Below are 22,379 nucleotides of genomic sequence, written 5' to 3'. Positions count from 1 at the left end.
GAGAATGCCATCAAAAGTCGGGGACTGGCAAAGCTTGTTTTTGTCAGTCTTGGTGACGATCGAGAGGAGTGCCGTTGCTCTCTGCCGTTTTGCGCTTTGCGGCTGCGAGTTTGCGACGCATGGGCAATAAGCGAAACTGGAGATAGGCGATCAAGATCAGTAAGATATCCAATGGAACCCAAAGCGTCGGGTCCACCCAGTAATCGCCCCATACAAAGCTGCCAGCTGGGTAGAGCCAATCGATGCCACCCGATATGGAATCGCATGCCATGTGTAAAAGGTAGGCAAATGACATGAATGCGGCGACCCGAAGCGAAACCTGAATTTTTGGAATCCGCGAGACCATGAGTAGCAAAAGAGTGATACCGGCCCAGCACGGAAGACCGTGCGACCAGCTGTGCATGCGCGCGCTGAGCGAGAGGTGGGGGTTGAGGATATCCGGCAAGGCACCGAAGATCCCGATCAGGATAAATTCTTTGCCGGAAAACGGCCTTCTCCTTCCCAATGTATTGCGAGCAATCAATACCGGGGCCAAGGCATGCGTGAAGATGTCCATGATCTGGAGGAATTAGATCATGGAATGCGCCCAAAACACCACGCTGTCATTCACATTTGCGATCATGCGCACCTGACTGTCCTGGGAAATGACGAAACCAATCACCGATGGCTCGACCGAACACAAACGGTAAACCGAGCGGTGGCGTGTGCCATCACCTTGAACATTCCAACTGGTGACGAAGGTTCCACCCAAATCGTGTGCTTGGCCGACCTGCAGGACGTTGCGGTCCACGCGGATTTCTCCACCAAATCCGATCACGGACATCCGGTTATCGATGATCAATGCTCCGTCGACTTGCATGAGATCGGAGAAAAAGCGGGCAAGCTCGAAGAACGCTTCCTCCATTTCATCCAGTTCACTATCCGAACTGTTTTTGAAGACCTCCCATGCTTCATCGGCGTCGGCTCCTTTTGGGCTGAGCTGACCAACACGACGCAGGATGGATTTCAACAAGGTGCGAAATCTTAATTCGTGGACATTCGGTTCTGCTGAATATTTGCAATCGATCCAGCGTGTTGTCACATCCTGGCCTTCCTCACCTGCGGGTAAAACCACTAAACTTCCACCGTGGCCGCTGGTCCGCACCAAATTGATGATGCGTTTGACGAACTGGAGAGAAATTTGGTGGGCGAGCGTTGAGTAAACTTCGACATCGAGTGTATCGGGCAGACAGCCGTTGGCGAGTTCACCGATCAAGCGTCTGCGCATCCCATCAAATCGCTCCTGCAGCAGATTGGACTGGAACACATCGATTCGCGGGCCGTGGAATTCACGCCCACGCCACTCAGCGATCAAGCTATAGCAATCATAAAACAGCAGCCATCCGGGATCGCGGATGTGAACGACAGGGAAGGGAATATCTTTTCCCATCGGCTTGCGGCCACCTGCGACGAGATTCAGCCAACGCGGTCCGGTATTGATGATGCCCCAGATGCGGAATCCGCGGTCGCGATCCGGCCAGACTCCTACTGCGGAATGGAAGAAACTGGCAGCTGGACTAATGCGCTTGATCTCGTTGGGCGAAAGTCCGTGCGAAACCGCAAAGCGGATGACATAGAGGCTATCCGGGGAATTGGCAGAAGACTCGAATGAATCCGGTGGCGCAATGATGACTCTGGCGCGGACTGCGCGACCTTCCTCTTTCAGCAAACTTGCCGCGTAGAGCCAGTCGCACAGCTGTCGAATCTGGATTTCTGATGGATGTCCTTCTATTCCGGAAAGTTGCTCAAACATCTGATGAACCAGTTCGGCAAGGGTTGGGGCGCTGGTTTCCTGCTCATCAGTCATGCCAAAACCTAGATTTCTGATTCCCGGAGGAAAGCGGAAATGCTGCAAAAACGAACTTTCTGGTGCGGAAGATGAGTTCATCCATCCGTTGGCAAATTCCTCAGATGAGGCTACTTTTGGTTTAATGTGGGAATCGGATCAAAAAGCAAAAGATCAGGAACACGCCGAAGCCATGCAAGAGGCGGACGAACGCACAGCTCCGCCCGGCAAGGTCGTCTATCATGCGATTTTGAATGAGGCGGATTTCGAGCTCTCCAGGCCGAGTGCTGCTTTGGCTTGGTCCGGATTGGCGGCGGGACTCTCGATGGGATTTTCGGTGGCGACTCCGGCATTGCTACGAAGTTTTTTGCCTGAAGCGGAGTGGACCCCTCTTTTAAGTAAACTGGGTTATACCATCGGTTTCCTCATCGTGATTCTGGGACGCCAGCAATTGTTTACAGAAAACACGCTGACGCCCGTATTGCAGCTTCTGAAATGCAAAAAACTCTCGGTGTTCTGGAATGTCGCCCGGCTATGGGGGATTGTTTTGCTCGCCAACTTGTCGGGTGGTTTCGCCTTCGCCTGGATTGCAGCTCACGGCGATGTTTTCGATCCGAGTGTCCGTGAGGAATTTGCAAAAATCGGTCGCGAGGCGATGGCTCACTCGTTCGGGGTGACGATGGTGCGAGCCGTGTTTGCGGGATGGTTGATTGCAATGATGGTGTGGCTGATGCCCTTCGCAGAAGTCGCCAGAGTCTGGGTGATTATCATCATCAGCTATGTCGTCGGAATTGGCCACTTCGCGCACATCATTGCCGGAAGTATCGAATCGTTTTATCTGGTGGTGACATCTGAGATTTCGATTTGGAAATCGCTAGGGTCGTTTGTGATTCCGACACTGCTCGGAAATATCGTCGGTGGCGTGGCGCTGGTTTCAGCCCTTGCCCATGCCCAATTCAATCGTGAGGAAAATGCCAAGAATTGAAAACGGTTCTTCTCTTCAACGAGTTAAATAATCGACGGCTGTTAGAACAAACATCAGCAATAACCAGAAACCGCCAGCTGCAGCGAAAACTCGAATCAAGCCGCTTTGATAACGGACATGCATGAAAAACCAGACAATGAGGGTGGCTTTGGCGGCTGCCACGGCTAGTCCCACGACCAGCTTCAGAGATCCATGGAGTGGCATGAACGCCATGCCAAGGGACAGGGCAAGCAATAATACCAGTCCAATGTAAACTGATAAGAGTGTTGAGAATTTCATAGCCTTTCCAGTCCGGTTAGATAGAGCAACGGCAATAGAAATACCCAGACGATGTCGACGAAGTGCCAGTAGAGACCGATGGATTCGACTCGAATCCGATCCGTTTGAGTCATTGGATCCTCTTTTGTACGTAGATTTTTCATGATCATCCACGCCATCACTCCGGTTCCTGCGATCATGTGAAAGGCGTGAATTCCTGTCATGATGAAATAAAAGCAAAAGAACAACTGCTGATGAGCGATGGCTGAAGAATCGGTTCCGCTTACGTTAAAATGTCGGCCCGGAATGAGTTTCTCGGTGAAGTCTTGATGATACTCGATGGCTTTGATGCCTAAAAAAATTACGGCTAGAATCACAGTGGCACAGAGATGCCAGTTCGTTCGTTTGCGATTTCCTGCATGGGCAGCTGCAACAGCAAGGGCGACGAAAAAGCTGCTGGTCAGGAGAATGAAGGTATTCAGTCCACCTAACCAGACGTTCAAGTGGTCGCTCGCAGCGACAAAATCCGCTGAATATTTGTGCCGATAGATCGTAAATGCGAGAAATAGTGCACCAAAGAATAGAACCTCAGTGGTGAGAAAAATCCACATCCCGAGTGTCGCCATTTCCGCCCGTTGATTTGAATCGGACAGATGGTCAGGCAGATCGCTGATATGGTCCCGGTTCATGGCGTTACCTCCGTTTCCGATGACGCCACGGCATCCATTTTAAGGTAATTGTAAGGCTCATCGTCAACGGTCGGAACTACCTCGAAATTGTGAGAAGAGGGAGGGGATGCGATGGTCCATTCAAGCCCGGTGGCTCGCCATGGGTTTTGGGGGGCTTTTGGGCCTCGGAAAAATGAACGCGGTAGATAATACAAGGGGAATAGATAGCCGACTGCGAGGATCGTAGCTCCTGCGGTCGATAAGATGTTCAACATCTGAAATTGCTCAGGATAGGCGTGATACCTTCGAGGCATTCCCAGATAGCCAAGTAGAAATTGAGGAAAGAATGTCAGGTTGAATCCTACAAATATAATGAGTGCCGATAATTGACCGAGTTTTTCTGGATACATCCGGCCAGTGATTTTAGGCCACCAGTAATGAATTCCCCCCAAATAAGCCATGACCATCCCTCCCACCATGATGTAATGAAAGTGAGCCACGACAAAATAGGTATCGTGAACATGGACATCAACTGCCAGAGTGGCGAGGAATAAGCCGGTTAAGCCGCCGATGGTGAAGAGTCCGATGAATCCGAGTGCATAGATCATCGGAGTGCTCAGTGTGATTTGGCCTTTATAGAGTGTCGTCGTCCAGTTGAACACTTTGATTGCAGAGGGGATGGCGACCATGAAGCTAAGGAAGGAAAAAACAATGCCAGCAAACACACTTTGGCTGCTAACAAACATGTGATGTCCCCAGACCAGAAATCCAAGCACTGCGATGGATACGCTGGCGAATGCTATAAACCGATAGCCGAAAATACGTTTTCTTGAGAAACACGGAATGATTTCACTAACCACGCCAAAGCCTGGTAGAATCATGATGTAAACCGCTGGATGCGAGTAGAACCAAAATAGGTGCTGAAATAATAAAGGATCTCCGCCGATAGCTGGATCAAAAATTCCAACCCCACCCAATCGTTCCAATGCGACCAGTACCAAAGTGACCGCCAGCACGGGAGTTGCTAGAACGAGAATGATGCTGGTGGAGTAAAGTGACCACACAAATAACGGCAACCTGAACCAGGTTTGGCCTGGGGCTCGCATTTTGTGGATGGTGGCAATGAAATTGAGTCCGGTGAAAATCGAGGAAAAACCCGAGATGAAAACTCCCGTCGCCATCAGAATGACATGGGAGTTCGCATACGTGCTGCTGTAAGGTGTGTAGAAGGTCCAGCCGGTGTCCACTCCGCCGATCACGATGGACCAAAGTGTCAGTATTCCGCCGAACATGAAAACATACCAAGATGCTAAATTCAATCTGGGGAATGCGAGGTCTTTCGCGCCAATCATCAATGGCAGGAGGAAATTTCCCAAGACGTTCGGAATCGACGGAATCAGAAAAAACCAAACCATAACTACCCCGTGTAAGGTAAATAGACGGTTGTAAGTGTCTGAAGTCACTAGATCACCTTTCGGAGTGGCTAACTCGCTGCGCATCAATCCAGCCGCCACTCCACCGATTAGAAAGAAGATGGTAATAGAGATGAGGTAGAGGATGGCGATGCGCTTGTGATCTCTGGTCAGAAACCAGGATCTGAATCCCATTCCGCTCTCTGTTAGATAAGACTCGTTCATGGATCTGGATTGGCTGATTTTGTGCCAGGCGGATTCGGGCGTAGCTCAAGGTGACTAGAACCCGCATCATTCTTCATCGATTTGATGTATTCAATCAACGCCATGACCTGAGATTCATTGAGCTGGCTTTCATAGGTAGGCATAAGCGGCTCGTAACCGGCTGCAATCTGTTTCAGCGGCAGCAAGATGCTATCACGGATATAGGTTTCATCGGCCGTGACGAATTCGCCGCTATCAAGTGGTATGTTTTTCCCATAAATACCTTCCAGGAGTGGTGCATGGACACTGGAGCCGGGAAAATGGCATCCGGCACAGCCCATTTCTGCGAAAAGTTTGCCTCCTTGTTTTGCCAGCGATTGATTTTGATTACCCTCAGTCAGCCACTTTTGATAATCCTGTGGGGCCATGACGATCACCTCGCCAATCATGGCGGAATGCTTTGTTCCGCAGTATTCCGCACAATAGAATGGAAATGTGCCAACCTTGTCTGGTGTGAAAGAGAGAGAGACATATTTGCCGGGTAGAACATCCTGCTTCATCCGCATGGATGGCAGATACAGGCTATGGATGACATCTTCGGAGGTCATGAGAAGTTGAATCGGCCTGCCAATAGGGAGGTGGAGTCGATTGTGCTCGCGCCTGCCATCGGGATAGCGCGTTTCCCACATCCATTGGCGTGCAAGAATATACACAGTGTCACTTCGTGGGGCGGATTGGTCGCCTTCAATGTATAATTTTGCCCCCCATGCGAAGATGCCGATAAAAATAAGACCAGGCAAGATGGTCCAAGTGATTTCAAGTTTTCTTGAATCGATTTTCAGCGGTGTGCGGTCGGCTGATGAACCTGCTCGATATCGGATGATGCAATACGTTATTAAAAACGTAAGTAGTATAACGATGCCAATGCTGACCGCGAGCAAACTGTAAAATAGATAGTCGACCCGGGTGGCATGTTCGCTGGCTTCAACCGGCAGAATGGATGCGGTTAAAAATCTCATGAAGCCACCTCCTTCCCGGGGCCTCGAAGATTACGAACGATGAAGAAGGCAAGCCAGAGGAGGGTCATGGCAGCGCCGACTTGAAGCGTCCGCCAAATGATCATACCGTATTGTCCATGAATCGGGTTATATTGACAGCAAAGTAAAATGAGCTCTTTGACTTTGTTGCCTTCTTTTTCCTCTCCAGCCTGATGGATGGCTTTTACGAGCTCTTTTGGTGGAAATTCAATGCCGTAAAAATACTGCGAGATTTTTCCTTTCGGGGTCACTACCGTCAACCCGCTTGCATGTGCGAATTGAGTTGAATTCGGTATTGTCTGATACCGAAATCCGATGGCTTGAGCTAATGCCGATATCGATTTTTGGCTGCCTGTTAGAAAGTGCCAACCGTGTGCGGTTTCTGGTTTTCCGTAGAGCTTGACATAAGAGTGCTTTTTTTTAGCTCCGAGTTTGGCGGTTTCGTTGGGATCAATACTGACAAAAAAAACATCAAAAGAAGTTCCGACCCGCGGTTTGATCTCGGTGAGCGATTCCACCAGTCCATTCATCACCACCGTGCATAGCTGGGGGCATTCGAAGTAGCCCATTACCATAATGGCTGGGCGGTCCGATCGGAAATAGTCGCCGAGGGGATGTTCTTGTCCGTCTTCATCATCACGGAATGGCAGATTCAGTGGAAGTTGCTGACCGATGTTTTGATCTATGCCCACTCGTTGCGGATCCATGCTATCAGCCTTTGCCTGACAAAACAGGGTGAGGAATAGAGTCAGGAGAGTGATCCATTTCATGGGTGCTCCTCCTTCTCCTCGATAAGCTCCATCGCACGTTCGATGGGTACCTGCAGTGTGCCATGGTTTTGATCTATCCATCGATAGCCGGTTAAATGCTTTTGATTTTCTGCGTCGATTTCTTTCCAGTTTTTTCGAATGCTACTGATTTGCTCAAACCTTTCAGGTGATTTTATGGAATTGTGATTCGTTTTATAGATCATCGCTAGTATAGCCAAAATCAGACCTAGGCATGCCAGTGTCCCGATGACGAATTGCCAAAGATGACGTGGATTCGCATCCGTGGTTTCATAGGGTGTGCTTGAGCTATTCTTATCAAATGTTTTCACGAATCGAATGCTGGTAAGAATTCATGAATCTACCCCCGGAGAAGCTGATTACTGCAATGATGATGAATGGATCAATCCAATGAGCACCGCTGATTCCACGATTTCCGAAGGAGGGGGCGATGAGCCAATATAAATAAATGACCTGGCAGCCAAAGATGAGTATCGCGACCTTCTGCAAACGCCTTGCCTGATCTTTGATCGAGCGAGCCAGCAATAGAAAAAACGGCACAAATAAATTGAATACCGCAATCAGAATGGAAATCGCCAGCCAAATGCCTGTTCCACGTTTTACATACCAGCCGATCTCGGATTCCAGATTCCCCATCCAGATGATCAGGAATTGTGTAAAAGCTACATAACTCCAAAATACTACCATGGCCATGAGAAGGCCACCGATGTCCCTCCAAGCCAAGGGCTCGGATTCATCGCTGGCTATTGTTAGTGTGGCCAAGGCCATGGCCATTAGTGCGGCGCTCGCCATGAATACCACGGGGAAGCCACTGGAATACCATTTCGGATCAATGGCCATGACTTCATCGATTGCAAAGAAGTATCCGACCAATGAAAAAACGATTAAACCACCAGCACCCGGTTGTTTGCCTTTTCGTATTGCAAACGATAAGCCTCCAAAGACCATGAAGTAGATGGCCCATCGGATGGTGTAAAATATCCGGTTCAGGAAAATCGCCCGATCACCAACATCGCTCCAATGATAGATGGTTGGCACAAAAACCAGAATAGGAATGAGTGCGAGCAGGCTCGGAATCACGAACGCGTTCCCAGCAAGTAACGCTGGCAGAAGTTTTTTGCCCCAGCGGCCTCCGGTTGTTTGAAAAAGCAGAACGAGGAACAAGCAGCCTAGTGCTGGCTGAATCACGGCTAGAATCGCTATCAAGTATCCCTGAATCATTGACTGGGGTGCAAAAATGCAACCGGCGATACTCAAAGCTGCGGCTATGGCAGATAGGCGATAGAGTTTCCCGGAGGTCATGAACCACTCCTTTCCTGTTCGAGTTTTTTACGCATCTCGGGATCTGCGATATCATCCAAAGTTGCATGTTGCCCCCTTTGTAAGGCACGAATGTAACTCACCACAGCCCATCGATCGGTAGCCTTGATTGTCCCACGGAATGGATACATCCGGCCATAGCCATTGGTGATCACATCGAACAGATGTCCATCCGGCGCGTTTCGAAGACGCTCGGTATGATAGGAGGGTGGAGATGGAAAGCCGCGCCGGACAATGATACCTTTGGCATAGCCGTCCTCTCCATGGCACACGGCGCAATGAATGTTGAATAGAAGCCGACCTCGTTCGATTCTTGCCTTGGTATATGGCAATGGTGAGTGTTCGGCTGCATTGCCGGTCGCTGGATCCACGCCAGTGGAAATACTCGGGTTCTCATCCCAATCCTCTCTCGCCAATGTTCCATCTGGAGCTATTCGTGCTGAAGTTCCATTTGGAAACAAATTCGATTCCTCCATGGGTTCAAATCGCGGTGTATCTGCCATTTCGTCTTTGGAGCAGGATGCAAAACATAATGTGGCAACGATTGGCCAAATCCATGCCTTCATGATTCCACCTCCTCCCATGAATCTGCATATCTAGCAGTTAGAAATGCACGTGCCTGATCGCTGTCCGGTAGCAGCAGGTAGAATCCTGCTTGGGCTGATTCTCGGAAACGACTGTCGTTGAAAACAGGATGACTCAAACGAGGCAGCTTCGACAAAATGGCTAGAGATAACGCACCACCCAGCGCTGCGAATAAAATAGTCAGTTCGAAAGTGATGGGAACGAATGCCGGCCAGCTGAAGTGTGGCCTTCCACCAACGTTGAAGGGATAGTGGATGGTGGCAGCGAAGCACATGGTGCCAAATGCGAGAACCGCTCCGGATATGCCACAGACCAGCATGATCCATGGTATGGGTGAAGGTTTGCCACCGATAGCTGCGGTTAATCCTTCCACCGGAAATGGCGTAAACGCATCCATCGGTGCCAGCTGCTCCGCGCGTGCCTGATTCGCAGCTGCGACCAATTCGTCTGGCCCATCGACTTTGAGTAAGAGCCCGTAACTCATGGGTCCTCCTTCCGTTTTTCCGTGATGAATTCGCGCATTTCTGTGATGCTGATCATCGGGATCAGTCGAATGAAGAGGAATAGCAGGGTGAAGAATAATCCAAACGTGCCTGCGAACGTAGCCCAATCCCATCGAGTCCCGTGATAACTCCCCCACGAGGAGGGAAGGAAATCACGGTGAAGGCTGACCACGACAATGACATATCGCTCCAGCCACATCCCGATATTTGCGAAGATGGAGATGATGAACAATGCGACAACGTGGTGCCGCACCCATTTGAACCATAGCGCCTGGATGATGATCGTGTTGCAAAGGATCAACATCCAATAGGCTGGAGCATACGGGCCTGCTGCCCGATTCCATACCAGGAAGCGCTCGAAGCCGTCACCGCTGTACCAAGCCATGAAGAGTTCGCAATAGTAGCCGAACCAAACCATGGTTCCTGTCGCAAGCATCACCTTTGCGGCTTTATCCAGATGGTTATCTGTGATGAATGGTTTCAATCCATAGATGGCTCGGACCGGGATCAAGAGTGTCAAAACCATGGCGAAACCAGAATAGATCGCGCCAGCGACAAAAAATGGCGGGAAGATGGTCGAATGCCAACCTGGTACAATGCCAACCGCGAAATCCATTCCCACGATGCTGTGAACCGAGATGACCAACGGGGCAGCCAATCCGCCGAGGATCAGATAGACGCGATGGTAATGTTCCCAATGCTTCGCAGATCCTCGCCAGCCGAGAGAGAAAATCCCGAATATCTTCGCTCTGAAAATTTTACCCTGTTGAAATGCGCGATCGCGTAAAACTCCAAGGTCAGGAACAAGACCAATATACCAAAATACCAAAGATACCGTAGCATAGGTGGAAACTGCAAACACATCCCACACCAGCGGGCTGCGCCACTGTGGCCAAAGCCCCATGGTATTTGGATATGGAGTAAGCCAATAGCAATATTCAGGACGACCAAGATGAAGGATTGGGAAAAGTCCTGCGCAGGCGACGGCGAACAAGGTCATGGCCTCGGTGAAGCGATTGATTGAGGTTCTCCATTGCTGATGAAGCAGGAGCAGGATCGCGGAAATAAATGTTCCCGCGTGGCCGATGCCAATCCACCAGACAAAGTTGATAATCGCGAATCCCCAGGCGACGGGGACGTTGATTCCCCAGATTCCAACGCCTTTGATGAAAAGCCAGCCTATGGAAGCCAGGAGTAGCATCAATAGTGAGAACGCGATAAAAAATCCAAAGATCCAGCCACGCCGGATTTTTCGCTCCAGAACTGCGCCTGCAACGGCATGGTCGAGCTCTGGCACCGTGGTTCCTGGAGCCAGCAATTCATCAGAGTGGGATCGCGGCTCAGACATGTCGGTTGGTTTGTTCTGCTAGATAGATCGTTCGCGGCCTGGTGTTCAAATCACCGAGGAGTGAATACGCAGAGTTGTCCTTGCGTTGTCTGGCAACCGCACTCATTTCATTTCGTAAATCACCGAAGATGATCGCTTCGGATGGACAGGCTTGCTGGCAAGCCGTGCGGATTTCACCTTCTCGGACGCGCCGTTGTTCCCGATCCGCTTGAATGACGGCGCGCTGGATACGCTGCACGCAGTAGCTGCATTTTTCCATCACGCCCCGACCACGAACCGTCACATTCGGGTTTGCCTGAAGTGAGCGCGGATCGTTTTTGCCTTTTTTGATGCGATAGTCGAAAAAATTAAAGCGCCGGACTTTATAAGGACAGTTGTTCGTGCAATACCGGGTGCCGACGCATCGATTGTAGACCATGGCATTCAGGCCATCCGCAGTGTGGACGGTTGCTTCCACCGGGCATACCACTTCGCATGGCGCTTGCTCACAGTGCTGACAGGTAACTGGCTGATAGACGATTCGCGGATCACTTTCGTTTTCGCCGATAAAGTAACGATCAATGCGGATCCAGTGCATTTCACGTCCCCGGGCGACTTCTTCCTTACCGACCACAGGGATGTTGTTTTCAGCCTGACACGCCGTAACGCAGGCGTTGCAACCAATGCAGCTACTTAGATCGATACTCATCGCCCAGGCATAGCGACCGTTCAAAAGCTCCGCTGGGTTCTGATAGAGCGTAATGTTTGGAACTTCAGGCGGTCGTTCGTTGGTAGGATGATTCCGATCAATCTGCCAGTAAAGTTCACGCCCTTCCATCATGGAATGATGTTGGGTGGTAACAAGTTCCCCTGTCTTGCCCGTGTTGGATAAACTGCTGATCCTTTTGGCATGGCCCAAGGGAAATACATTGGTGCCGACGCCGTTGCCCAGTTCACCCGCAGCGATCCTTCCATAACCCGTGTGCAAGGTCACTGTTTCATCCGCCTGGCCTGGTAGTATCCAAATCGGAATTTCGATGCTTTGATTCAGGCGAACGATATCGCCATTCTTGAGTTTTCTCGACTTTGCAAATTCAGGGCTTACCAATGCCGCGTTATCCCAAACGATTTTGGTGAATGGATGGGGGAGTTCTTGCAACCATCCATTGTTCGCACCTTCACCCGTCCCGATATGGGGATGGGGCTGGATCACGAGATCAATTTGATCTTCTCTCAACGATGAATTGTAATCTGATGATTCGTCAGTCTCCGTATAAGTCGGTAGTGTGGATGCTTTCCGCAGCGCTTCGGGTGATGCGCAGCCTTGATACAGGGACTTCTTCCAAAAGTCATCGAATGTGAGATCTGTATAATTACCTAACAACTGCCAGGTATTTCGAACCAGTTCGTAAGGTGCCTTCTCCGGTTTTAGAATGCAAATCGCAGGTCTGCCGTTGTAGAGTGGCTCAATGATGGGTTGGCAGATTGAAGGCGATCCGTCGTAGGAAAGAAGATCTCCCCAAGTTTCCAAACTGTGTGCTTCCGGGAGATGCCATTCACAGGCGAGGGATGTTTCATCTTCATGACTTGCCAGGTGAGCTGTGAAAGTCGCGAATCGAAGCGCATTTTTGAATGGGATATCTCCCGGGGTATTGTAAATCGGGTTACCACCGAGAATAAGCAAGGATTGGATTGCACCGCCTGTTAGATCGTTTGTTAGACGGTCCAGCCCTGGAAAGCCTGTGATGGTATCGGGAGGGGTTTGTCCTTGAATCGACTTTGAACGCAATTTTTTGAGGTTGGGAGACAAGTGGCTGCCAATGCGAATCAAGGTCTTGCCTTCGAACTTCTTGAGATCGTCTCTTAAGGATTCCACAAATCGCGATTCGTGAGGTTCCAGTTGGATCGATGAATCGGTAAGCGCGTTGACGACGAGTTCAATTCTGGATGGGCGGACTGCCAAACGATGATCCGCTTTGGCTCCCGTTAGAGTCGGTGTTGGTTCAATGACATAAAGTCGATTGAGTTTGCTGCCGGATTTTCGACGGCTGGTGAATTCCCGAATGTAACGCAGACTGTCGGGATGATTGGTGAAAAAGTCATCATCTATCGAAAGGATTAAATCCGGTTTTGAGAAATTTACGGTCGGCTGTGGGGCTGTTGGAGCAACCCCGGAATGCTGATAGATTTTCGCCTTCGGGTAACTTGTTAGCATTTCTCCCAGCAGGCGCTTCAGCGTGGGCGAGCTTGTTGGCTCGATTAGGATTCCGTAACCTGCGCCTGATTCGGATGCATGGCGCTGCAGAATTTCCCGATGGGCCTCGTCGAACTTATCCCAAGTCGAGATACGGCCATGATGTAAAACCGTTTTTGAACGATCCGGATCATATAATCCCAAGACACTTGCTTGGGCAACGGCATCGGTTGCTCCAAGACTGGCTGGATGATCTGGATTGCCTTCGATTTTGGTAGGACGACCTGAATGACTTTCGACGAGTATACCCCGAGCGTGACCTCGAAATGAAATCGCAGATGCATAGTATTTTGGAACTCCCGGAACTGTATTTTCCGGTTGATCCACATAGGGGACGATTTTTTCCTGCGGCTGTCTGCCACAACTGGTGAGCCCCGCCAAGCCCAAGGAGGCTCCCATCAGCTGGATAAACTTGCGACGTCGTATCTCGGTGCTGCCGAGTTCCTGATGATCCAACCAAGCTGCTCCAGCGGGAAATTCATCCCGTAGCCAGGTGTCGAGTTCGCGACTGCCAGCCAGTTCATCCAGGGATCGCCATGTTTTCATCGATGACATGTGGTGCAATCGGTTAGATGTTGGCCGCCGATGCGGAACTGATGCAGCAGCTCGACTTTGCGATTTTCAGTTAAATTCGATCGTGCAGGCGCGGATGGTGAGTAGATATCCTTTGGCTCACGAATGTATTGCGCGGGATCGCGGTGGCAATCCAGGCACCAGCTCATATAAGTTTGTTGGGCTTTTCGAGTGAGACGCTGGTTGCCGATGTCACCGTGGCAACTGGTGCAGCCAATGCCATTGGAAACGTGGACGCTGTGGTCAAAGTAAACGTAGTCCGCTAGATCGTAAACGCGGTTCCATTTGAGTGGAGTCCCGGTTTGTTCGCTCTGAACTGCAGCTGCGAGCATCGGACTGTCCGTAAAGACGCCTGAATGGCAGGTGAGACAAGTGCTGGTAGCCGGCATGCCTGCGAACGAAGATTGATCCACGGTGCTATGGCAGAATCGGCAATCAATTTTCAATTCGGTCACATGATGATGATGACTGAATAGAATTGGTTGATCTGGTGCCATTTGTTGTCCCTGCCACCAGTCGGAACGGTATCCATAGTAGAAGATGACCGTTGCCGTTGTTATGCCGCTGAAGATGAGAAAGAGAATCCATCGCGCCAGGTAATTGACCGATGGTGGAAAGAGCTGCCGGGACAATCGGGCTGAATTTCTTCCACCTTCCATAAACCGGTCAGATTACGGATTGATCAGGGGTGTTGCGTCCTTGCGATTCCCTTGCGTGGGATTTTCAAAATCAACATCGTATCCGGAGTTTGGAATCGGTCGCATTTGTGAAGATAGCACGCGTCCATTTTCCGACAAATGGTTTCCTCGATTCCGGTACGAGAGATTGCATTGCGGAGTTCAAAAAAACCTTCATGGTAAGGCCATGAAGGTTTTTTGGGCGATTGCAGTTTTTTCGATGGCGACGGCGCGGATCGCGCTGGCACAGGTTGAAATCCCGTCGAACCCGCTTGTGAAGCCACCGCGTCCTGCGACGCGAACCACTCACGATGGCACGGAATCCGATACCAAGCTCGAGCTGAATCGAAATGATGGGAAAGTGCGCACGGTGACTTACGTGGTTCTCTATGACACACGGATTTGGACGAGTTCAGAGGGAAAGCCGTTAGAAGCGAAATTGATCGCCTTTGAAGATTTGGTGATCGAGAGCAAGAGTCTGGATAGCGGAAAAGCACCTACGCCGCCCAGCAAGCCCACCGTTGTGAAAAATGGAAAAGCACGGTTTTTGGTGCACAACAAACCCGTCGAGATCGCATTGGATCGTCTGAGTGCTCAGGATCAGGAACTGATAGCAGGCATCAAAGCAGCCATTGAGAAGAAGGCGGCAACGGCTTCAGCTGCTGATGGGAAATGAGATTCGGAATTCGGCTCCAGAGCCTTCGGGACTCAGTAGCTCGATACTGCCGCCATGTTGATCCAGCAATCTTTTGACGATCGAGAGTCCCAGTCCGGTGGAAGTTTCATTCGCCGTCGGTGAGGCACTCAAGCGAGAGTAGCGCTTAAACATCCGTCGACGATCTGCCACGGTAAATCCGGGCCCTTCATCTCGAATGTGAATGTGGCCAATGCGTTCCGATGGTGTGAACCAGATGTGGACGTTGCTTTCCGGGGGACCAAATTTAATGGAATTGCTGGTCAGGTTTTCCATCACTTGCTCCAGCACCCAAGGCGATACCGAAAGGGATGTGGCATCATCCATGTTCACTTGTAGCGAAATGGATTTTGCATCGGCCGTTGGACGGAGCCTGCTCGCCACGGAATGAATCACTTGATCTGGATATTCGCAATATTGCGGCGTTCCATCGCGATTGTCTTTGGCTAGTGATTCGACAAGTTTCAGCGATTTTCCGACCGATTCTGAAATCACGGCAAGCAGCGGGTGAAGGCGCTCAGGAATGGACTTCAAATCTTCTTCTAACAAAGACGACGCCATCATGATGCCGCCTAACGGACTCTTGAGATCGTGGATCGCGACGTCGAACGAATTGCGGATTTTCTCTCGAACCAAACTGCTTTCCAGTTGTTCGACCACGAGTGCGGCCAGATCCCGCGTCAGATCAATTTCATCAGTGGTCCAATCTCTTGGCACGTAATCGATCACACAAAATGAACCCAGGACGAGGTAATCATCGGTGAGTAATGGAAATCCAAGATAAGAGCGAATACCCAAGTCGCTGACCGCCAGATTATCGGCGACTAATTCGCTTTGATGCGTATCCGTGATGATGATCGGGTTACGGCTGAGGACCGCATGTTTGCAAATTGAATAACTAAGAGGGGTGCTGCGTTCCTTGATCAGATGTTCGGGTAAGCCGCAGGCTCCTTTGAAGATTTGTTGATCTGAGGTGACGAGGGAAACCAAACAGATCGGAGTTTTAAGAATATTTGCGCCGATTCGGGTGATGCGATCGAACTCCTTATCACGAGGAGTTTCCGTAGCCGTCAAGCGACTGATGAGCTTGAGTCTCCGAGGATCTTCGAGCGGATTGATTTGAGTATCGGGATCGAATGACTCGGGCACGGCGAAGTTCCTAGCGTGAATTTGGTAAAGATGCAATCGCGGGATACTGTTCGAAAGTCCGCGAAAATGCAGACCGTGCGTGCGGAATGCATCATCGACGAGCGGATAAAACGATAGCATTTCATCGAATCCATCATCTTTGATGAAGAAAGTTTCCTTTTGCTATCGAGGGTTGTTGCTGAATCGCAGAACCGCGCGGCACGCTGGCATTTTCGCAGCTGAATGATGAAACATGATGAACGAAAAACACCATGATCGTCTGAAATCTTACATGAACGATGTGATTTCGATGGAACGAGACATCATTCAAGCCGTCTCCGAGCAGTTGGAGGATGAGAGAGTGATTGCAAATCTAGAACTTCGCCGATGGCTGAAGCAAATGATTGCCGAGTCTGCAGACCGGTTGGATTGCTTGAAGCTGGTGGCGGAAGAAGAGGGGGCCAGTTTGGGCGTCGCCGTGAAAGAGGCGACCGGAGTGGTCGCTGGCACCTTATCGCAAATGTTCGGGAAATTACGGGATCACCCATTGGCCAATATGGTGCGGGATGATTTGATCGCGATGAATTTGACCGAGACAAACTACTCGATGCTCTACACATTGGCGCTTGCCGTCGGGCACTCCAAGTGTGCGGATATTGCGTTCAATGGCGTGGAGAGCGCACCGCCCATCATTTTGGCGCTTACCGAAATGTTACCAGGATTGGTGACGAGTGATCTAGCCCTTGAAGCCCCGCTCGTAAATCCTGAGGCTGAGGCCACGGTGCTGGCTGCCGTGCACGATGCCTGGAATGCTTGATGGCCTTTCGACTTAATCGATCACCGCATCGATGAGGGAAATGACGCCCTCTAGTTTGTTGCTGGCATCGGCAACGAAGTAGAGGCGTCGGCCGGAGCGGAGCATGCGTCGCAGCACTTCATCCATCGAATCATCTTTCTCTACGGTCTTAGCTGGCTCGATCAGCTCATCAGGAATTTTATCCTCGTGGGCGAGTTCCATGCCCTGCAGTAAATCGACGAATTTTTCGCGTCGGATCGAGCCCACCAGATTCCGTTCATGATCGATGAGCGGAAATAGCGTGTAGCTGTAATGCTTAAAGATATCGAGCACTACGGCGATATTGGCATCACGGGGGATGGAAATCACTTTAGGCTGCATACGCTCGCTGACCTTTTGCCTGCGCACCGCTTCAGGGACTTTTGCGATCAGTTGATCCATTTCCTCGCGAGATGCGTATTGAAGCGAACTGGTGGTCACTTGAGAAAGGAATCCAGGGCTTGCAAGGGAGAGACTGCCGAAGATTTCACGTGGCAATATCAGCAACTCCGAGGCTTCGGTCGCAACTGCGGTCAATTGGCGTGGAGTGCCCACCAAAAGTTCTCGCTCGCCAAAATACTCTCCGGGGAAAATCGGTTTCAGCGAACCTTCATCGTCGCGGATTTCGACTTTACCGCGCTGAAGAATGTAAAAATTCACTGCAGGATCGCCTGCGGAATAAACGGCGTCATCCTTCTCAAGATGCATCATTGCCAGGCGTGGAGTGGCCTCGGTTCGCAACAGACTGAGATCGCGTGGGAAAATGACGTCCAGGGTCCAGTCGATCAGCACCCGCAGTTTTCTCTCAAAGCCTGGTAGCTTGGTGAGATAAATCGTCCGCCACATCCACCAGGCAAAAAAGCCGGAGAAGGTAACGCCGCCAATTTTGGCTACTGCATTGTGGTGGCCGATGGAGGCCAGTTCTCCGAGTCCGGTGAAACTGAATGGCTCCATCGGTTTGCCATCCGTCTGGTGGCGAATGTTTTCCGCGACCAGCTTGCCTTGCCGTTGGGCGAATTGTGCGGTAGCGGGCGATGGCGTGCCGTCGGGCTGTCTGATCAGCGCGCAGTCTCCCGCAGCCCACACCCCGTCCAACCCGCTCACGCGCAGGTTGCTATCGGTGATGATGCGGCCATGATCCATCGGCAGATCGCCCCGTTTTTCCAATTGTAGGATCAGTGGGTGAGCTGCGTTGCCGACGGTGGTGATGACCGTTTTGGCAGGAATCACTCTTTGACCAAGGTGGACGCTGTTTGCGGTGACAGCGGTGACTCGTTGATTGAGAATGATGTCGATACCGCGGTTCTTTAGGTTTCTTTGAGCAAAGTGGCCGAGTTTTTCGCCAATTTGGGGCAAAATATAAGGGCCGCTGTGAATTAACACGATGCTCGCCGGGGTTTCCTTCAGCCAGGGGAACATTTTCTTCGCTCCCTCCAGCAAGTCTGCGATTTGTCCGGCGGTTTCGACTCCGGAATATCCACCGCCGACCACAGCGAAGCTGAGGAGCCTGCGTTTGGCCTCAAGATCACTCGTGATATTTGCTTCTTCCAAGCGGTCGATCACGGTGGTGCGGATGCGAAATGCGTCACCGACGGTTTTGATGGGCAATGCATGTTCGCCCATCCCGGGGACGCGGCTGAGATCGACGACACCACCGAGCGCGATCACCAGGTTTTTACAGCGGAAGTGGCTCTGGTGTGAGTAAGGGCCAGACTGGGCGATGACCTCTTTTTTCTTCAAATCCACATCTTTGACGGCAGCGAGAAACACTTCGGTTCCCGGACAAAGATTCCGAATGGGATTTACGATGTGTCTTGGGGAAAGGGAGGCACCGCAGACTTCCGCAAGCATTGGGTGGAACAGCATCACGTTTTGATCAGCGATCAATCCTACCTTTAGATGGCTCTTTTTCCCCAACCGCTGGGCTACGGCGACCCCGGCAAAACCACCGCCAATGATCAGAACATCAAACTCACGCAGAGGGGAAGACAAGCCGGAAGGATGTTCGGACGGAGCGGTGGTCGGTGAATCCATGAGTGAAGAATATCGATTTGCGTCGCAGCGACCCTACAGCGACCTGGGGGCAAATCATCTCCTAATTTTCTACCGCGTGATTTCAGTCACGCGCTGGACGACGAAAAAGCGCGTGGAATCGAGCAATCCCGACTCATTCCACGCGCTTTGATGAAACCGAATAATTTTTTTGCCCTGATCAGGCTTTCCGACGTCGATAGCCGACCAGCATGAGCAAGCCAGTGGCACCCAGGGCAATCGACCCAGGCTCAGGCACACTGTTGAGGGAGGCGAAACTGTGGCCAATCACGATGTCCGCATCCACGCCGGTAGCCACCAGACTGCCATCGACGGTGATATGGATTGCATTGACCTCCAGAGCGCCGTTGTCAAATCCAGCACCCGATGATGAGGTGTCGATTTGCTCGTTCAGGACAATGCGAACGCCCGCGAGATCAAGCAAAACGTTGTTTGCTGTGCTGAAGGCATCTACAGGAATCGTGATGGCACTTCCAGCCACGCTGATTTGCAGGTTTTCAACGCCTGAAGTTCCAGTGAGGGTCATGGCGCCGTAGTCGCCTGAAACCATGGCACTGGAAGTTACGGTATCTGCCGTTACCGAGAGGGTATCGGCACCGATTCCACCCAAAAGGGCGAGATCTAGCGAATCCACCATGGCGGTGGAAGTTGAGGTGCGAATACCGAAGCCGCCGTCTACATCGGAATCGATGGAGGTGGTGACCGCGCCAGTATCGACGTTACCGAGCAATAAAGTCGTGGAAGTCACGCTAATCACGGTATCGCTATCGGTGAACGGTGATGATGAATCATCAGCAATTTCAGCGACCGGACCAACTTCCAGATCGAGCAGGCCACTGCCAAGGAGAGTGACCGAGGCATCGACCGTTAGTCCGGATGCTTCACCAGCGCCGGTGACGACCGCTGCATGGGAGGTTCCAGCCACCGCGAGGGAGGCCATAACCATCATGGGCGCGATGCACCGATTCAACATGGTTGATTTCAATTTCATAAGGGATGTCAACAGTTTGTGTTAGAGAATCCTCCGGCGTGTGTAGGGAAGGGGGGACGCCGGAAGACTGTTGAAATCCTATTCGATTATCAGCAACGTCGGGAGTTTCTTGTCTAACCGAAGTTCTAACAGGTTACAAATCAGATGGCTCTCCGCAAAATTCAGGGTCGCATCGGTTAGAGAGCTCAATGTCCCTGTTTTAGGGGGATTCGCGGTGCGTGGGCCTACATCGGATGAAGGAAAAAACATCGTGATGGGGCGATCTGCTTATCAGTATATAAATCGATGCCCAATGATGCTCAGTTAGTTGCGATTTCACGCATCTTTCCGATCATCCATTACCACTTCTTTTTCTCTGCCCTGGATTCTTTCTAACAAATCTTCACTGTGAGGAGTACGGCATTCATCGGAGTTCGTAAACCTATGCATCGTGATGAGGTTGCTACGGATTGCAAAATGAAATTTTCAGAATGCAAATGGCAACGATTTTGTAGCGAAAAAGCTGATAGAATCCCCAATTTATAAGGGTTTAAGTGATTGGGTCGGCATCTGCTAAGGATGCGGGCAATTGTGATCCTATCCCACCATGATTACCGTACACACCAATCACCGCAATTTTCAGTTGGATCTCCTCAATGAGCGACTGCCATCCGGTGTGAGTTTGGTCAATCTGGCGAATCCCCTCGGAATTCAGAATGACGGCAATCACACCGTCGAATTTGAAGTGGATTTCCGATACACGAGTCCGACTGCTTTTGCGCTCTGGATTCTGCGCAAACTTCGCTCGATCCCGGGTAATCACGCTTTGGTCATTCACGAAGAGAATATCTGCCTCGAAATGCCGGAGGCGATCGATCTGGTGGCACGTGCTGTGACAAGACAGTCACACGTGGCGGCATAATTGCCAAAAGTCTCCGATCGCGCGAAATAACGCTCATATTTTTAGATCCATTTGTCACCCAAGTTCTGGTCACTCTCAGCGCCATGCAGGACCCCGAGGCGGAAAAACCATTAGCAGATTTGGTTAAGGAAATCATGAGCGCAGTGACAGCGGAAGACACCATGCCTTCCACAATTCCCGTGTTGTCCGTTGCCGCGGGAGATCAAGCTGGTGCCGAGGCTCCTTGAATGGCGCTCGCTCCGACCTGCAGTGGAATCCATGGTTGGTGAGATCTTGGAAGAGGAGTATCCTGCAAAAATCTAACAAAGACTAACAACTCATTGGTCTTTTTGATAGCGGACGATCGGTGTCCCGAATCCTTCAGAGATCACGTATAATGATTTCATGTCCTTGGTAAATGCGATCGACTCGGCTTGGGGTAACAGGTGGGGACTTAGCTTGATCGGTTTCCGGTCAAATGTATCGCTCCAGGATTCCTTCGTTTGATGTCGAAAGAGGAATACACCAAAATAGGTCACGACGGCTGCCATCGAGCCGTCGGCTGAAATATCCAATCCGGTCGGCTGGCTGGCAAAGTGAACGAGGCTCGCCTTCGGGGCATCCACGTGGGTTTTGCCAATTTTTTTCGCAACCTGAGTTGCTTTGGAATCCGAGGGTTTTAGGGGTAATTCGTAGACTATGGGAGTCTTGGTGCGTTTGCTGATGAGTAGAATTTTCTGCTCCTGAGCATCCACGGCTACGGCTTCGCAGTCACGTGGGCCACCTTCATATTGATATTCGATTTTCCAGGCGATGTGGATTTTGGAAGCCAGGCTTTGGCCGGTTTTAGGCAGGGCCGGTTCTTCCACAATGTAAAGCATCCTGCTTTTATGCGATGACTGGTTGTCGCCTGAATCTGCGATCAGTAGATAGGATTTACCCTTCAGAGTAAATGACGCGAGGTCTTCCCAATCCACGTTTTTTGCTCCTTTCACCCGGACCACGCCACGGTCGGTCCCGTCTAGATTGAGCAGGTGGAGATCGGCCATGGCCCCGCTATCATTCACGACCCACATGAACTGGGGATCAGTTGGGGAGAAGGCGAGGCCACTTGCTTCACCGACGGTCCATGATTGTAGTTTTGGGCGCTCCTTTTGCAGATGAAACGCGAGCTTTTCGTTGCTGGAAGAGGCGATCCCGTAGCTGAGCATGAGACCTGCGAGAACGAAAAAACAGGGGTTCCGTTGCATGAATGCTGGAGTTAACACCGCGGTTGCGGAATCCGCAATGGCGGTGGGTCGTTTTTTGCCGCCGAGAAGCAGGATTCGTGCTCGTCAACGGGTGTAAATTTGTGCAATTTTCCATGCGCCACCCAGTTTTTAT

23 protein-coding genes are annotated in these 22,379 nt (G+C 50.9%); 5 read left to right on the top strand and 18 right to left on the bottom strand.

Annotated elements, in window-relative coordinates; translation table 11 throughout:
* Window positions 1–43: 43 nt before the first annotated feature.
* On the bottom strand, window positions 44–556 hold the full coding sequence (locus JIN85_RS06575; protein WP_200268861.1) for a metal-dependent hydrolase: 513 nt from the start codon (window positions 554–556) through the stop codon (window positions 44–46).
* A gap of 12 nt (window positions 557–568) precedes the next feature.
* Window positions 569–1,846, bottom strand: coding sequence for a putative sensor domain DACNV-containing protein (locus JIN85_RS06570; protein ID WP_200268859.1), 1,278 nt, complete (start codon window positions 1,844–1,846; stop codon window positions 569–571).
* Here JIN85_RS06570 and JIN85_RS06565 point away from each other — a divergent pair.
* Window positions 1,845–2,810 (top strand): formate/nitrite transporter family protein, encoded by a 966-nt coding sequence (locus tag JIN85_RS06565; RefSeq protein ID WP_200268857.1) that lies wholly within the window; start codon window positions 1,845–1,847, stop codon window positions 2,808–2,810. The genes JIN85_RS06570 and JIN85_RS06565 overlap by 2 nt on opposite strands.
* Window positions 2,811–2,825: 15 nt before the next feature.
* On the opposite strand, the gene JIN85_RS06560 is transcribed toward JIN85_RS06565, so the two are convergent.
* From JIN85_RS06560 to JIN85_RS06505, 12 genes are all read right to left on the bottom strand, one after another.
* Window positions 2,826–3,089: a cytochrome C oxidase subunit IV family protein gene (locus tag JIN85_RS06560; RefSeq protein ID WP_200268855.1), complete on the bottom strand. Its 264-nt coding sequence runs from the start codon at window positions 3,087–3,089 to the stop codon at window positions 2,826–2,828.
* A complete protein-coding gene (locus tag JIN85_RS06555; RefSeq protein WP_200268853.1) occupies window positions 3,086–3,757 on the bottom strand; it encodes a cytochrome c oxidase subunit 3 in 672 nt (223 codons plus the stop codon). The genes JIN85_RS06560 and JIN85_RS06555 overlap by 4 nt, the downstream gene beginning before the upstream one ends.
* A complete protein-coding gene (gene ctaD / locus JIN85_RS06550; protein WP_200268851.1) occupies window positions 3,754–5,373 on the bottom strand; it encodes a cytochrome c oxidase subunit I in 1,620 nt (539 codons plus the stop codon). Before ctaD ends, JIN85_RS06555 begins: the two co-directional genes overlap by 4 nt.
* Window positions 5,370–6,371, bottom strand: coding sequence for a cytochrome c oxidase subunit II (coxB, locus tag JIN85_RS06545; protein WP_200268849.1), 1,002 nt, complete (start codon window positions 6,369–6,371; stop codon window positions 5,370–5,372). The genes ctaD and coxB overlap by 4 nt, the downstream gene beginning before the upstream one ends.
* The gene (locus JIN85_RS06540) at window positions 6,368–7,096 is read right to left on the bottom strand and encodes an SCO family protein (protein WP_267906627.1); all 729 of its coding nucleotides are present in this window, start codon (window positions 7,094–7,096) and stop codon (window positions 6,368–6,370) included. Before JIN85_RS06540 ends, coxB begins: the two co-directional genes overlap by 4 nt.
* A gap of 59 nt (window positions 7,097–7,155) precedes the next feature.
* Entirely contained in the window at window positions 7,156–7,488 is a 333-nt protein-coding gene (locus tag JIN85_RS06535) for a hypothetical protein (protein WP_200268845.1), read from the bottom strand.
* Entirely contained in the window at window positions 7,475–8,365 is an 891-nt protein-coding gene (locus JIN85_RS06530; protein WP_200268843.1) for a hypothetical protein, read from the bottom strand. Before JIN85_RS06530 ends, JIN85_RS06535 begins: the two co-directional genes overlap by 14 nt.
* Before the next feature lie 110 nt (window positions 8,366–8,475).
* Window positions 8,476–9,063: a c-type cytochrome gene (locus tag JIN85_RS06525; RefSeq protein WP_200268841.1), complete on the bottom strand. Its 588-nt coding sequence runs from the start codon at window positions 9,061–9,063 to the stop codon at window positions 8,476–8,478.
* A complete protein-coding gene (locus JIN85_RS06520) occupies window positions 9,060–9,566 on the bottom strand; it encodes a DUF3341 domain-containing protein (protein ID WP_200268839.1) in 507 nt (168 codons plus the stop codon). Before JIN85_RS06520 ends, JIN85_RS06525 begins: the two co-directional genes overlap by 4 nt.
* Complete coding sequence (nrfD, locus tag JIN85_RS06515; RefSeq protein ID WP_200268837.1) at window positions 9,563–10,933, bottom strand: NrfD/PsrC family molybdoenzyme membrane anchor subunit; 1,371 nt, start codon at window positions 10,931–10,933, stop codon at window positions 9,563–9,565. Before nrfD ends, JIN85_RS06520 begins: the two co-directional genes overlap by 4 nt.
* A complete protein-coding gene (locus JIN85_RS06510) occupies window positions 10,926–13,712 on the bottom strand; it encodes a TAT-variant-translocated molybdopterin oxidoreductase (RefSeq protein ID WP_200268835.1) in 2,787 nt (928 codons plus the stop codon). Before JIN85_RS06510 ends, nrfD begins: the two co-directional genes overlap by 8 nt.
* The gene (locus JIN85_RS06505) at window positions 13,709–14,371 is read right to left on the bottom strand and encodes a cytochrome c3 family protein (protein WP_200268833.1); all 663 of its coding nucleotides are present in this window, start codon (window positions 14,369–14,371) and stop codon (window positions 13,709–13,711) included. The genes JIN85_RS06510 and JIN85_RS06505 overlap by 4 nt, the downstream gene beginning before the upstream one ends.
* 232 nt (window positions 14,372–14,603) lie before the next feature.
* Between JIN85_RS06505 and JIN85_RS06500 the strand changes: the two genes are divergently transcribed.
* Complete coding sequence (locus JIN85_RS06500) at window positions 14,604–15,092, top strand: hypothetical protein (RefSeq protein WP_200268831.1); 489 nt, start codon at window positions 14,604–14,606, stop codon at window positions 15,090–15,092.
* Here the strand turns inward: JIN85_RS06500 and JIN85_RS06495 are convergent.
* Window positions 15,072–16,379, bottom strand: coding sequence for a GAF domain-containing sensor histidine kinase (locus JIN85_RS06495; protein WP_200268829.1), 1,308 nt, complete (start codon window positions 16,377–16,379; stop codon window positions 15,072–15,074). The two genes, JIN85_RS06500 and JIN85_RS06495, sit on opposite strands and share 21 nt — an antisense overlap.
* A gap of 151 nt (window positions 16,380–16,530) precedes the next feature.
* Between JIN85_RS06495 and JIN85_RS06490 the strand changes: the two genes are divergently transcribed.
* The gene (locus JIN85_RS06490) at window positions 16,531–17,055 is read left to right on the top strand and encodes a hypothetical protein (RefSeq protein ID WP_200268827.1); all 525 of its coding nucleotides are present in this window, start codon (window positions 16,531–16,533) and stop codon (window positions 17,053–17,055) included.
* A gap of 12 nt (window positions 17,056–17,067) precedes the next feature.
* Here JIN85_RS06490 and JIN85_RS06485 read toward each other — a convergent pair whose 3' ends face one another.
* Complete coding sequence (locus JIN85_RS06485) at window positions 17,068–19,107, bottom strand: FAD-dependent oxidoreductase (RefSeq protein WP_200268825.1); 2,040 nt, start codon at window positions 19,105–19,107, stop codon at window positions 17,068–17,070.
* Here JIN85_RS06485 and JIN85_RS06480 point away from each other — a divergent pair.
* Window positions 19,106–19,258 carry a hypothetical protein gene (locus JIN85_RS06480; RefSeq protein WP_200268823.1) on the top strand — a complete coding sequence of 51 codons (153 nt, stop codon included), beginning with the start codon at window positions 19,106–19,108 and terminating at the stop codon, window positions 19,256–19,258. The genes JIN85_RS06485 and JIN85_RS06480 overlap by 2 nt on opposite strands.
* A 27-nt stretch (window positions 19,259–19,285) precedes the next feature.
* Here JIN85_RS06480 and JIN85_RS06475 read toward each other — a convergent pair whose 3' ends face one another.
* Complete coding sequence (locus JIN85_RS06475; protein ID WP_200268821.1) at window positions 19,286–20,116, bottom strand: hypothetical protein; 831 nt, start codon at window positions 20,114–20,116, stop codon at window positions 19,286–19,288.
* Between the two features lie 586 nt (window positions 20,117–20,702).
* Here JIN85_RS06475 and JIN85_RS06470 point away from each other — a divergent pair.
* A complete protein-coding gene (locus JIN85_RS06470; protein WP_200268819.1) occupies window positions 20,703–21,017 on the top strand; it encodes a hypothetical protein in 315 nt (104 codons plus the stop codon).
* A gap of 317 nt (window positions 21,018–21,334) precedes the next feature.
* Here JIN85_RS06470 and JIN85_RS06465 read toward each other — a convergent pair whose 3' ends face one another.
* Window positions 21,335–22,246 carry a hypothetical protein gene (locus JIN85_RS06465; protein ID WP_200268817.1) on the bottom strand — a complete coding sequence of 304 codons (912 nt, stop codon included), beginning with the start codon at window positions 22,244–22,246 and terminating at the stop codon, window positions 21,335–21,337.
* Window positions 22,247–22,379: the final 133 nt, after the last annotated feature.

The organism is Luteolibacter pohnpeiensis (assembly GCF_016595435.1).
GTDB lineage: Bacteria > Verrucomicrobiota > Verrucomicrobiia > Verrucomicrobiales > Akkermansiaceae > Luteolibacter > Luteolibacter pohnpeiensis.
Note: the sequence above shows the minus strand (reverse complement) of the source record. Positions and strands in the feature narration are given on the sequence as shown.

Excerpts from the sequence above, each read along its gene's own strand:
- ctaD (WP_200268851.1), bottom strand. The coding sequence starts at position 5,373 with ATGAACGAGTCTTATCTAACAGAGAGCGGAATGGGATTCAGATCCTGG.
- JIN85_RS06575 (WP_200268861.1), bottom strand. The coding sequence starts at position 556 with ATGGACATCTTCACGCATGCCTTGGCCCCGGTATTGATTGCTCGCAAT.
- JIN85_RS06465 (WP_200268817.1), bottom strand. The coding sequence starts at position 22,246 with ATGCAACGGAACCCCTGTTTTTTCGTTCTCGCAGGTCTCATGCTCAGC.
- JIN85_RS06490 (WP_200268827.1), top strand. The coding sequence starts at position 16,531 with ATGAACGATGTGATTTCGATGGAACGAGACATCATTCAAGCCGTCTCC.
- JIN85_RS06520 (WP_200268839.1), bottom strand. The coding sequence starts at position 9,566 with ATGAGTTACGGGCTCTTACTCAAAGTCGATGGGCCAGACGAATTGGTC.
- JIN85_RS06560 (WP_200268855.1), bottom strand. The coding sequence starts at position 3,089 with ATGAAATTCTCAACACTCTTATCAGTTTACATTGGACTGGTATTATTG.
- JIN85_RS06500 (WP_200268831.1), top strand. The coding sequence starts at position 14,604 with ATGAAGGTTTTTTGGGCGATTGCAGTTTTTTCGATGGCGACGGCGCGG.
- JIN85_RS06540 (WP_267906627.1), bottom strand. The coding sequence starts at position 7,096 with ATGGATCCGCAACGAGTGGGCATAGATCAAAACATCGGTCAGCAACTT.
- coxB (WP_200268849.1), bottom strand. The coding sequence starts at position 6,371 with ATGAGATTTTTAACCGCATCCATTCTGCCGGTTGAAGCCAGCGAACAT.
- JIN85_RS06485 (WP_200268825.1), bottom strand. The coding sequence starts at position 19,107 with ATGGATTCACCGACCACCGCTCCGTCCGAACATCCTTCCGGCTTGTCT.
- JIN85_RS06475 (WP_200268821.1), bottom strand. The coding sequence starts at position 20,116 with ATGAAATTGAAATCAACCATGTTGAATCGGTGCATCGCGCCCATGATG.
- nrfD (WP_200268837.1), bottom strand. The coding sequence starts at position 10,933 with ATGTCTGAGCCGCGATCCCACTCTGATGAATTGCTGGCTCCAGGAACC.
- JIN85_RS06470 (WP_200268819.1), top strand. The coding sequence starts at position 20,703 with ATGATTACCGTACACACCAATCACCGCAATTTTCAGTTGGATCTCCTC.
- JIN85_RS06555 (WP_200268853.1), bottom strand. The coding sequence starts at position 3,757 with ATGAACCGGGACCATATCAGCGATCTGCCTGACCATCTGTCCGATTCA.
- JIN85_RS06570 (WP_200268859.1), bottom strand. The coding sequence starts at position 1,846 with ATGACTGATGAGCAGGAAACCAGCGCCCCAACCCTTGCCGAACTGGTT.
- JIN85_RS06495 (WP_200268829.1), bottom strand. The coding sequence starts at position 16,379 with ATGCTATCGTTTTATCCGCTCGTCGATGATGCATTCCGCACGCACGGT.
- JIN85_RS06525 (WP_200268841.1), bottom strand. The coding sequence starts at position 9,063 with ATGAAGGCATGGATTTGGCCAATCGTTGCCACATTATGTTTTGCATCC.
- JIN85_RS06480 (WP_200268823.1), top strand. The coding sequence starts at position 19,106 with ATGAGTGAAGAATATCGATTTGCGTCGCAGCGACCCTACAGCGACCTG.
- JIN85_RS06510 (WP_200268835.1), bottom strand. The coding sequence starts at position 13,712 with ATGAAAACATGGCGATCCCTGGATGAACTGGCTGGCAGTCGCGAACTC.
- JIN85_RS06565 (WP_200268857.1), top strand. The coding sequence starts at position 1,845 with ATGCCAAAACCTAGATTTCTGATTCCCGGAGGAAAGCGGAAATGCTGC.